Annotated in this window: 10 protein-coding genes; 8 read left to right on the top strand and 2 right to left on the bottom strand. The window is 55.4% G+C overall.

From position 1 onward, the window contains the following. The 8 genes from J7M22_17025 to J7M22_16990 all read left to right on the top strand — a co-directional run. On the top strand, positions 1-982 hold a 982-nt coding region (locus J7M22_17025; GenBank protein ID MCD6508308.1), incomplete at its 5' end, for a DUF1015 domain-containing protein. 11 nt (positions 983-993) lie between these two features. Then, a complete protein-coding gene (locus J7M22_17020) occupies positions 994-3,309 on the top strand; it encodes a PD-(D/E)XK nuclease family protein (protein MCD6508307.1) in 2,316 nt (771 codons plus the stop codon). Between the two features lie 6 nt (positions 3,310-3,315). Continuing rightward, positions 3,316-4,368 carry a hypothetical protein gene (locus tag J7M22_17015; protein MCD6508306.1) on the top strand — a complete coding sequence of 351 codons (1,053 nt, stop codon included), beginning with the start codon at positions 3,316-3,318 and terminating at the stop codon, positions 4,366-4,368. Further along, on the top strand, positions 4,368-5,399 hold the full coding sequence (locus J7M22_17010) for a DUF362 domain-containing protein (protein MCD6508305.1): 1,032 nt from the start codon (positions 4,368-4,370) through the stop codon (positions 5,397-5,399). Before J7M22_17015 ends, J7M22_17010 begins: the two co-directional genes overlap by 1 nt. Then, on the top strand, positions 5,396-6,256 hold the full coding sequence (locus J7M22_17005; protein ID MCD6508304.1) for a DUF89 family protein: 861 nt from the start codon (positions 5,396-5,398) through the stop codon (positions 6,254-6,256). Before J7M22_17010 ends, J7M22_17005 begins: the two co-directional genes overlap by 4 nt. Beyond that, a complete protein-coding gene (locus J7M22_17000; GenBank protein MCD6508303.1) occupies positions 6,253-7,164 on the top strand; it encodes a CPBP family intramembrane metalloprotease in 912 nt (303 codons plus the stop codon). The genes J7M22_17005 and J7M22_17000 overlap by 4 nt, the downstream gene beginning before the upstream one ends. Further along, complete coding sequence (locus tag J7M22_16995; protein ID MCD6508302.1) at positions 7,118-7,906, top strand: hypothetical protein; 789 nt, start codon at positions 7,118-7,120, stop codon at positions 7,904-7,906. The genes J7M22_17000 and J7M22_16995 overlap by 47 nt, the downstream gene beginning before the upstream one ends. A 154-nt stretch (positions 7,907-8,060) precedes the next feature. Next, positions 8,061-8,738: a hypothetical protein gene (locus J7M22_16990; GenBank protein MCD6508301.1), complete on the top strand. Its 678-nt coding sequence runs from the start codon at positions 8,061-8,063 to the stop codon at positions 8,736-8,738. A gap of 479 nt (positions 8,739-9,217) precedes the next feature. Here the strand turns inward: J7M22_16990 and J7M22_16985 are convergent, their stop codons facing one another. Further along, complete coding sequence (locus J7M22_16985) at positions 9,218-10,327, bottom strand: hypothetical protein (protein ID MCD6508300.1); 1,110 nt, start codon at positions 10,325-10,327, stop codon at positions 9,218-9,220. After that, a partial coding sequence (locus J7M22_16980; GenBank protein MCD6508299.1) for a hypothetical protein occupies positions 10,315-10,692 on the bottom strand: 378 nt, incomplete at its 5' end. The genes J7M22_16985 and J7M22_16980, both read right to left, overlap by 13 nt.

Below are 10,692 nucleotides of genomic sequence, written 5' to 3'. Positions count from 1 at the left end.
GGCGATATATATATATCGCCAGGAGTTCCCGCATGGCGGACGGAAGATCGCCAGGCTTGGGTTCATCGCCAGAATGAGAATAGCCGATGGGGATGAGCTCATGCCACACGAGAACACCTTCGAAGGGCCCAAAATGGACAGGCTCAGGCTACTACAACATGTAAGGGCTAACTTAAGCCCCATATTCTCCGTCTTCGACGACCCTCAAAACCACGTCGAGAACCTGCTTCGGGAGGTTATCCGCGACGAAAAACCGAGGGTGGACGTTCTGATCGAAGGGGTGACACATCAGATGTGGTCCGTGGATGAGAGGGTGGTAATCGGGAAGGTTGCCGAAAAGCTCTCTCGATCCTATGCCTTCATAGCCGACGGACATCATAGATACGAGTCGGCCAGGATATACAGAGATCTGATGCGCTCAAAACTTCCCCGATACTCAGGGGAGGAACCCTTTAACTTCGTCATGAGCTACTTCGTGAGCGTTTCAGATGAAGGGCTGATCATCCTGCCGACACACAGGGTTTTGGTCGGAGCCGATTCAAAGGAGATCAGGAGGAGGATAGAGAAATTCTTCGAGTCAGAGGTGGTTTGCGATCTGGATGAGATGTTCGAGCGAATGAGGGAGCGGGCCGGAGAGAAATCGCCTCCCATCGGACTCTATGACGGCGAGAGGTTCAGGGTGCTGGTTTTAAGGGATAGCTCGACGCTGAGCGGCTCCGTGCCGGAGATGTTGCGGGACCTGGACGTTACCGTTCTGCACGCCCTTCTCATACCATCTGGAGGCGATCTTCGATTTACACGCGATCCGCTCGAGGTGCTGAGAAGCGTCAGGACAACTCCCTCCAGCTTCGGCTTCTTCCTCAACCCGATCGATCCGGAGAAGGTCAGGGAAGTCGCCCTCGCCGGGGAGAGGATGCCGCATAAGTCCACCTATTTCTATCCCAAGCCTCTGAGCGGCCTCGTCATAAACAAACACGATTGAGATGACGGGAGATGAAAACTCAACTGATAGAGGGACCGGCGGGCAGCGGAAAGACATATCTGATCGCCCGAAAGGCGATTGAGGTCGGCCCTGAAAAATGCCTGATCATAGCGCCGGATCGGGTCACCGCCTCCGAGTTGAAGGGCATTTTGTCCGGATTCAGCGTGTTGACAGTCCGGGAATTATGCCTTGAGATCCTGAAGACCTCCTCCCGCCTCAGACCGATCTCATCTCAGGAGGCGCTGGGATATCTCAGCTCATTGCTCTCATCTGAGACGTTCCGATTGAAAAGCAGCTATGACAAGGTGAGGTCGAAACCCACGTTTGCCAGAGAGGTTCTTGAGCTGATCGAGCTTCTTGAGCTGAACGAGATAGAGGTCCGCGATCTGCTGGAGATATCATCTCGCAGCGAAAAGGTTGAGGATCTGGTATCGATAACGGAGGCGTTTAGGGACCTGCTGGAGGTGGAGGGAAAACTTCTGGAGGCTGACCTGCCGCGGCGAGCTCTGAGCTGTTTTGACGATCACATTCCGATTCCCCCTCAGATACTCGTCGATAAGCTCGAACGCCTCTCGCCCGCCGTCTATTCGCTCATCAGGAGGATCTCCGCCGATCGACGGATGACGGCGACCGTGGATAACCTTATGGATGAGTCGCATCTCTCCGGAAGGTTTATCGATGAGTTTCAGCCGGAGCTCGTCCGTCTGACCGATCGGCACAGGCTCCCCCAGCCCATTTCATCGCTTCTGGAGAGGCTCATGCTGGGCGGTATGCTTGAAGGCGAGGGGGCTATCACTTTGATGTGGGAGAAAACCGTATTCGATGAGGTTGAGGCGGTGGCGGTTAAGATCCTGAGCTTGATGGATGAGGGGGTTCCGCCGAGAGAGATGACGATCATAGTTAGGGATACGGATTCGATGTGGCCTATTATCGCCGACATCCTTGAGAGTTACCGCATCCCGCGCTTCAGGGCGGACCTCGGCGAAGGTGAAGGCGTAAGTGTGATGCCGGCCGAGAAGGCGACCGGGGAGTTCGAGATGGTCTTCGTGATGGAGTTGGCCTCGGAGAGGTTCCCAAGGAGATATCCCTCCAGGCAGATATTACACGGGGAGGACATGGAGGCCGTGAGGGCCATGCTGAGGCCATATGGCGTCCCCGGCGCTATGAGTCCAGCCGATTGGTATCGGCATGAAAAATCGCTCCTGTGCTCTGCCATCTCCAGGTGTAAAGGGCGGCTCTTCCTGAGTTTTGCCGAGGATTACGTGGCCAATCTGGATTGCAAGCCCTCGCCCTTTCTGGTCGAGGTCATGGGCGATAAGGAGATAGATGCCGGAGGATGTTGCTCCTCGGGGATAAAGCTTGAGAGATACCGTATATCCTCCGGCAAAGGCTTGAGGTCAACCGTAAGGCTTTGCTTCTCGTTGAATAGATCGATCTTTACCTCCGAAGGGCTCAGCTCGCTCCCTGAACCGCTTCCTGAAACCGAGATAGAAGGCGTGGGGGAGAGGCGGTTTAGTCATACCTCAATCAGGAACTATCTTTCTTGTCCCAGAAATTTCTTCTTCGGGGAGCTACTTCATCTCCCTTCGGAGAAACCATCCCGGGTCAAATTCGGCAGGATAATACATGATAAACTAAGGGATCTGCACGTGAAATTCCCCGAGATGGATCGGGTCGATCCGGAGACCCTCCTGAAATATGTCCTAGACGGATTGGAGGAGGAGTTCGATCCGTCTCAGTTTGAATCCGCCCTCGAGAGAGTCGGATATATCAGACTGGCGGAGGTGATTTTGAGGAGATATGCGGAGTGGATATGTGAGAACTGGGACAAGGGGCGTAAGACGGTCTCCTGCGAGAGGAAGTTCTCCTGGGAGCTAGAGGGCTTTAAGCTAAGCGGCAAGGTCGATAGGATCGATTTGCTCGAGGATGGTAGCTATGAGATAATAGATTATAAAATATCGGCCTCCTCCCCCAGTCCGGGGGGGATCAAAAGGCGGTTCATAAATCTCAAAGATGACCCGAATTACAGGGCTGAGGATTATCAGCTTCCGATCTACTATTTCGGCGTGACCGAGTCGCTCGGGCTGAAGGTTTCGACCCTAGCTCTCTTCTATGTCCTGAACCTGATCGCATCATCCAAACCGGAAGGAAGGATCGAGATAGGGGAGGAAGAAGAGGAGGAACTTTCAGGGGTGAAGCGGGAGATAGCGAACACGCTGCGGGAGATCTCTTCCGGCATCTATCCGCCCGATCCAAGGGATGATTTCACGTGCACGAGATGTCCCTTCTCATTCATATGCTCTCGGACTGAGATAAGGGGCAGGTGATGCGGGATGTTGAACACAGGGAAACCCAAGACCATAAGGCTGGGGACGCTCGATAGATACTTCACCATAGAGAGGGTCTTCGAGGAGAATCTGCTCTCCGTCACCGGTGTGGCGATAGATTCCGACAAAAGGCTTCATTTCGTCGATAACCTCCTCCAGAAGCTGATATCGGTCGATCTGGAGACGCAGAAGGTGGTCGGGGTGGAGACCACCATAAATAAGAGATATGGCAGCATTAAAAGCCCCGACCTGATAGCGGTCAACGATGAGCTTCGCGCTGTGGCCGTCGGAAACTACGAATACGTCAATCCCTTCTGCTTCGAGGACATCAATCTGGATGATAAGCCCGCTCCGCCCATCGAACACGTCAAAAGTCCCGTCCCATCTCCGATCATAGACATCGCCTCCGCCGGAAGATACGGCTTTCTGTTCCTGAGCCAGTTCTACGAGAGGATGAGGACGAATCTGTGGTGGATACCGATAATCGAACGCAAGGGCGAAAAACGAAGGTTGCTCATGTGGGATTACGATCACGTCATACCTATGCCGATGCTCTCCTATGATCAGGGACGCTTTATACCGAAGCGGATCGAGACACACGGGGATTACCTCTATGCCCTCTACGGCAACTTCCTCATCAGGTACACCGTCAAATTCGACATGAGGGCGCGGAAGGCCGAGCTGGTCGATTATATCAGGATCGGAGATGCCGATTTCCCCCAATTCCCATACACCGATATAGACTTCAACGTCGAGCCCACAACGGGCGAGATATGGGTCTGGTATATGGACAGGCGGAGGAAAGTGAAGACACAGAAGCTTTTCCCCTTCTTCAGAAGCTCAAGGCCAAAGCCGGAGGAGGGGGAGAGCGAGTTCGAGACCAAATACTTCCTCGGCGCATTCTCGCCTGAAGGCGAGAGGTTGGTGGATAGGGATTACGAGATCCCTAGGGAACAGAAGGTGGCGGTGAGAACCTTCAACAACCTGACATATGTGGCCATGTGTGATATCAGAGGTAACACCGTCAGGGTCTATACGGTGGAAAGGATGAGCTACTGATGACGAGAAGGAGTTTCATATCTACGATGGCAAAGGTCATCGCGGGGCTGATCTCCATAACCTCCTTCGGGGGTAAAACCCGTGCCGCATATAGAAGCAAGGTGGTGGACATCAGACACAGCGGCGTGTGGAAGGAAGAGGGCTTAGATAGGGATATCCTGGCGAAGATGCTCGACGAGGGGATGATGGAGCTAACGGGGAGGAAATCTCCTAAGGAGGCATGGAAGGATTTCATCTCGAAGGATGATACGGTGGGGATCAAGATCAATCCCTCCGGCGGGCCGCGGCTCTGCACCCACCGAGAGCTCGTCGACCTTGTTATCGAGAGGATCACATCCCTGGGGGTCCCACCCGAACACATCATAATATGGGATAGGTTTGAAAGGGATCTAGTTGAGGCGGGTTATGAGATAAACGTCACGGGATCGGGCGTCAGATGTTACGCCACCGACGGCAGGGGACCGGGGTATGATGAGAAGGTCTACTACGAGCCGGAGGAGGATTCTCCGCCGAGGCGCGAAAACGGCGAGGTGAGGTCCCTCTTCAGCCGTATAATCACCCAGGAGGTGACGAGGGTGATCAACCTGCCGGTGTTGAAGCATCATCCCATCACGGGCGTCAGCCTCTCGCTCAAGAACATCACGTTCGGATCGGTCAACAACACCGCCCGATTTCACCCGATAGAGTTCCTCTGCGATCCGGCCATACCTGAGATATTCTCCAAGTCAGTTCTGCGCGGAAAGGCTGTGCTGCACATAATCGACGGGCTGATCGCCACATATGAGGGAGGGCCGGGATTCAAGGAGGAGTATAGCTGGAGGCATAGCGGCCTGATCCTCAGCACCGATCCCGTAGCGGCTGATAAGGTCGGATTGGAGATAATCGAGGGCAAAAGGAAGGAGAAGGGGCTCGATCCCATTTCCATCTACGCCAGACATATCTCCACCGCCGGCAGGATGGGGCTGGGAAACTCAAGCATGTCGGACATAACCCTTAAGGAGATAAAGCTGGACGAGGAGGCTAAGGGATGAAAGCCAGACCTCTATGCGTGCCCTGTTTCGTCAAACAGGCGCTGACAACGGCACAGATGGTCACCGAAGACGAGAAAGTTCACGAGAAGGTTCTAAGGGAGGTATTGCGAAGGATGGCCGACCGGATCGACCTCTCGCTCTCACCGGCTCATCTCTCCACCTGGGCCGCGAGGATCGCCTGTCAGGTCATGGGCGTGGAGGACCCATATCTTGAGGTCAAGAGGGAGTTCAACGAGCTGGGGCTGAGGATGTATCCGAAGCTGAAGGAGATCGTCACAAGGGCAGACGATCCGTTACATACCGCCTTAAAGCTGGCAGCGGCGGGGAACGTGATAGACTTCAGCGCCGGAACACCTTACAGGATCGAGGAGGAGATAAAGGAGGTGCTGAGAGGCGGATTTGCCATCGATCAATACGAATCCTTCCGCGAGAAGCTAAAGAGGTGTGATGAGCTTATCTACATACTGGACAACGCCGGCGAGATCGTCTTCGATAAACTCCTGATGGAGGAGCTCATACGCTATGGGATCAAAAATATCACCGCTATCGTCAAAAGCAAGCCCATCCTGAACGACGCCACGAGCGAGGACGCCGAGATGGTGGGGATCGGGGAGCTTACGGAGATCATCGAGACCGGGACAGGATACCTGGGCCTTCCCGTGGATCTATCCCCACCGGAGGTGATCAAGAAGGTCAGAAGGGCTCCCCTCGTGATATCCAAGGGGCAGGCGAATTTCGAGACGCTGGACGAGTTCGACGCTGAGATCTTCTTCATCCTGAAGGCGAAATGTCCTACAGTGGCCGAGCGGATCGGGGTTGAGGTCGGCGAGATGGTCTTCTATAGGAGGCGCGGATGATCCGGAAGGTCGGTCTCTTTCTGGGAATGACATTCGCCATCAACTGGCTGATGGCGGGGATGTTTTGGGCGCTCGGAGGAAAGTGGAACACGCCATCCTCCATGATCATAGGTGTCCTCTACATGTTCGTCCCCGCCATCTGCGTCATCATCGTTCAAAAGGGCATATACCACCAGCCGCTGAAGCTCCCATTGGGCATCTCCTTCAGATTGAACAGGTGGTTTCTGGTGGCGTGGCTTCTGCCTCTCATTCTAAGCCTCGCCTCCATGGGAGTGGGCCTTCTCCTTCCTGATATCAGCTTCTCCCCGGATGCCTCCGGTTTTTTCGAGAGATACTCCTCGATCCTTCCCCCTGAGAAACTCGAGGAGATGAGAAGACAGATGGATAAGATGCCGATTAACCCGATCTGGCTGAGCCTCATACAGGGGTTGATCGCCGGCGTGACGATAAACGCCGTGGCCGCCTTCGGGGAGGAGCTGGGATGGAGGGGATTCCTGCAGATGGAGCTTTCGGGCATGGGCTTCTGGAGAAGCTCCCTGCTGATAGGTCTGATATGGGGCACATGGCATGCTCCCATCATCCTTCAAGGGCACAACTATCCCCAACATCCGGTTATGGGCGTTTTGATGATGACGATATTCTGCCTGCTTCTAGGCCCTATCTTCAGCTACATCAGGGTTAAATCTCGATCCGTCATAGCGGCGGCCGTGGCCCACGGATCGTTGAACGGCACGGCGGGGATATCCATACTGCTCCTGAAAGGCGGCAGTGATCTGACGGTGGGGTTATTCGGCCTCTCCGGATTCACCATCCTGGCTCTGACAAACCTCATCCTTTTTCTGGCATGGCGACATGGAGGTGATGACCTTGCATTTCCCGATGTTATTCGAGGAGCTACACAGGCTTGATGAGTGGGATTATGAGAGGATAGGTCTCAGGGGAAATCCCGCGTATTCGGGACTGAGACGGGGAGATTGGGAGGAACCCCTCGTTCACGTCCGAAGGGGTAAGCTGGAGGATGAGCTCATAGAGATCATCGAGAGATTCATCTCCGGCGATGATGTGAAACACGTCTATCTCTTCAGCAGGGAAGGCGGCGCGGGCAAAAGCCACACTCAACACATACTCCGGAAGCACTGCCATGAGAGGGATATCCCGTTCATGGATATCTGGCACGAGGATATGAGGAACAACCTCAGAGAGGCCATACCTTACATGCTGGAGATGATAGGCAGGGAGAGATGTGTGGTCTTCCTCGAATGCGATCATCCGCCGGAGATCTACAGACAGTTGGTCGAGATACCCCAATGCCTCATCATCGGCAGCGGACATGAACCTCATAGGGAGCTTGATAGGGTGATGGACCGGTTCAGGGTGCTGGATATCGAAAGGGATTATCCCCTGAGCCATGAGCAGCTATATGAGCTTCTGAAAGCCACCATGGAGAAGCTCAGGATCGGAGATGCTGAGGTCGTCGGGGATGATCTGTTAAGGATGATAGCCGAAAGGGTCAAATCGCCGGGCGACGCTCTGAACGTCCTGGGAGTATTGCTCGCCATAGCGGCCTACAAGGCCAAGAGGGGAGAGGAGTATGAGATCACCGAACGGGACGTGAGGGTGTGGACCCGACGCGGAATGCCGAGGGATTAAGATCCTCGCCTGCGACAGCGTAGCTAACATATGCTTGATGTCTGGGAACCTCAGCGACATCTGAGGTTCAAGATGAACCTGAAACTCGCGCTCAATCGCCTTGGAATACCCGATTATGAGGAAATCTTCGCTCCGGAAAGGAGGGATTGGAGATATGATCCCCGTACTCATCACGTTCCTCTTCACCTCCCTGCTTGTAAACGGCGATTTCGAGGGGGGAATACAGGGATGGAGCATGAGCTTCTATCCGAAAGGGGAGGGGATCGAAAGGTGCATATCGATCTCCGAGGCCAGGTCGAAATCGGGCCGATGCTCGCTCAGGATAAACACAGGACCGGTTTTGGGCGAGGAGACCACGCTAGTCTTCAACGGAGCCGTCTCGAAGGAGGCGATCCGGCTCGCCGGAAAGAGGCTCACGCTTTCGGGATGGGTCTACATCGAGCCGAAGACAGCCGTCCGACCGATCTCGATAAGGCTGCGGACCTTCGGGAGAGATGAAAAGGGAAGGGGCGTTTTCCTCGGCGATATGCTCTCGCTGAAGGTTCTGGGCAGACCGGGCGAATGGGTCAGGTTCGAGGCCTCCGGAGTTGTCCCGGATCTCGACATCAGAAGCATGGACCTCCACTGCTCCATCCGTCCCGATCTGGTCCGGACCCTTCAGTTCATCGATGACCTTCGCCTGGAGCTTTACGCTCCACCTCCGATCGAGATGAACCCCCTTAAAGATGCCCTGTGGAGCGATGAGACCGTCCTGCCGGTGGAGGTTCACCTGAATGAACCGAGGGCGAAGGATATTCGGTTCACCTTAACGGATGGCGGGGGAAAATCATAAGGAGATGGAGCCGGAGAGCTAGGACTACTATCTTCGGCCTGGCCCTCCCTGAAGCAGGGCTTAAGGAGGGCGAATACCTGATCGAGGCCGATCTGCTGGACGAAAAGAGCGGTGTTCTGGCGAGGGATGAAAAGCAGTTGCTCGTCGTGGAAAGCCCCTGGCGGGAAACGCCTGAAATCACCGCTGAAACCGGCGCCGTTCGGTTCGGAACGGAAGTTCCGGAAGGGTTCAAGGTTATGGGCTCCGTCGCGCCGAGGGATCTTCCCGACCTGATCCCCGACAGGCCCGATATCCTCAGTCCTGACCTGGATCTATCGGATCAGCTCAGGCGTGGCTATGTCCTCTTCTCCAGACATTACCTTGAACCCGTATCATCCCTCGGCAGACCTCGTCCGGGCGAGATCGGGCCGATACGGATCTTCGCCTGCCCGGGCGAGTATGAGCCGGCGACGGTCTCGGTCTGGGCGGCCCGAAAGGCCCTAAAGGATGTTCGAGTTGAGGTGAGCGATCTTCAGGGCGAAAGGGGGAACATAGGCTCGGAGAACGTGGACATACGGGTCGTCCGGAGGATCAGAGGATTGCCGCCTTTCCTCGAAAAACGACGCTCGGTGGATATACCCAAAGGTCAAACCAGAACCTTCTGGTTGACCTTCCATATCCCACCAGAGACGCCACCGGGCTTCTACAGCGGCAGGATCACCATCTCCCCTCACGGCTCTGAGCCGAGCGAGATAGGTCTGCTTGTCAGGGTGTTGCCGCTGAAGCTTCCCTCTCCGCCAAGGGGTTATGGGTTCTGGTGGAAGATGGACGCAAGGTGGAACGGATACTACTCGAAGGAGAAAGGGGAGGTTTTGAAACAGATCCGCAAGCAGTTTATTCTCCTCCGTCCAACTCCACCTCGGCTCGCCCACAAGCTCGAAATACTCCTCAAGCGTCACAAGATCAATCTTCACGCTTCGCCCCTTCATCCTGAGCCTCACGCATCCCTTTCTGAACTCCTCCTCGACCTCGACCCCTTCGCTTCTCCCGATACTCCATCCCTCGGGGAACCCGGATAGAAGCTCCTTCCCTTCGGGGAGGAGCTTCAAGCTCAGATCTTTAAAATCCGCATCCCCTTCGACGGAGACTATCCTCCCCTGTGGGAAGATGTAGAGGGCGTCCTCCGGGACACGCCAAGTTATCTCCACCTCATGCCACGCCCCGTCGGGAGGGACGTTTCGGCTTTGAACACCGGCTTTCGCCCTCCCCTTCTCGTCGTGGGCATCGATGTAGATATGGGCGCCGGGTTTCCTCGCCCTTATCCTCCCTGAAAACAGCAGCTCCCTGCCTCTCAGCTCGAGGGCGTTCAACCTCTTACAGACGTTAGCCCATCCGCCGCCGAAAACCCCCCTCACCTCGGGCCTCTCAGAGCTCGGAACCCACTGCGGAGTGAAATCGAAGAGGAAGGAGAAGAGGGGTTTTTCAACCCCTGCCCTCTCAAGCTCCTTCACCGTTTCGGGGCTTGGCGGTTTGATCCCCCATCCGGATCTCAAACCCTCCAACATCGGCACCGTCTCTATCCCCGTCCCATCGGGGCCTATCCAGAGCACCTTCTCGAGGTTACGGGGGCAGGAGGATGTGACCCGAACGCTCCCCAGTGTGTTCTGTAGAGCACCCCTGAAAAACCGCATCCCCTTAGGATCCGCGGGAGCTGTCCGACCATATCCGGCTCCTGGGCCGCATAAATCTTCACCGGGACGCCGAGCGCCTCCTCGACCGCCTTGCATCCCAGAACGAACTGCCTTATCACCGATTCCGAACCTATGGTGAAGGCTATGGGCTGGGTGTAGGCGCCTCCCACGATCTCCACCCTCCCCTTCCCCACAAGCTCCCTCAAACGCTTCAGCCTCTCCAGATCCTTCAGCGAGTGAACCCTGGTTATCTCGAAACCGCCGTTGAAAAGCAGCTCCTCTCC

It is taken from the genome of Candidatus Poribacteria bacterium (genome assembly GCA_021162805.1).
In the GTDB taxonomy this organism is placed as follows: Bacteria; Poribacteria; WGA-4E; order B28-G17; family B28-G17; genus JAGGXZ01.
The sequence above is the reverse complement of the archived record's forward strand: the minus strand, read 5'-3'. Positions and strand labels throughout refer to the sequence as shown.

What these genes read in the sequence shown, in the direction of transcription:
- J7M22_17010 (MCD6508305.1), top strand. Translation starts at nt 4,368, where the DNA reads ATGACGAGAAGGAGTTTCATATCTACGATGGCAAAGGTCATCGCGGGG.
- J7M22_17000 (MCD6508303.1), top strand. Translation starts at nt 6,253, where the DNA reads ATGATCCGGAAGGTCGGTCTCTTTCTGGGAATGACATTCGCCATCAAC.
- J7M22_16995 (MCD6508302.1), top strand. Translation starts at nt 7,118, where the DNA reads ATGACCTTGCATTTCCCGATGTTATTCGAGGAGCTACACAGGCTTGAT.
- J7M22_17015 (MCD6508306.1), top strand. Translation starts at nt 3,316, where the DNA reads ATGTTGAACACAGGGAAACCCAAGACCATAAGGCTGGGGACGCTCGAT.
- J7M22_17020 (MCD6508307.1), top strand. Translation starts at nt 994, where the DNA reads ATGAAAACTCAACTGATAGAGGGACCGGCGGGCAGCGGAAAGACATAT.
- J7M22_16990 (MCD6508301.1), top strand. Translation starts at nt 8,061, where the DNA reads ATGATCCCCGTACTCATCACGTTCCTCTTCACCTCCCTGCTTGTAAAC.
- J7M22_17005 (MCD6508304.1), top strand. Translation starts at nt 5,396, where the DNA reads ATGAAAGCCAGACCTCTATGCGTGCCCTGTTTCGTCAAACAGGCGCTG.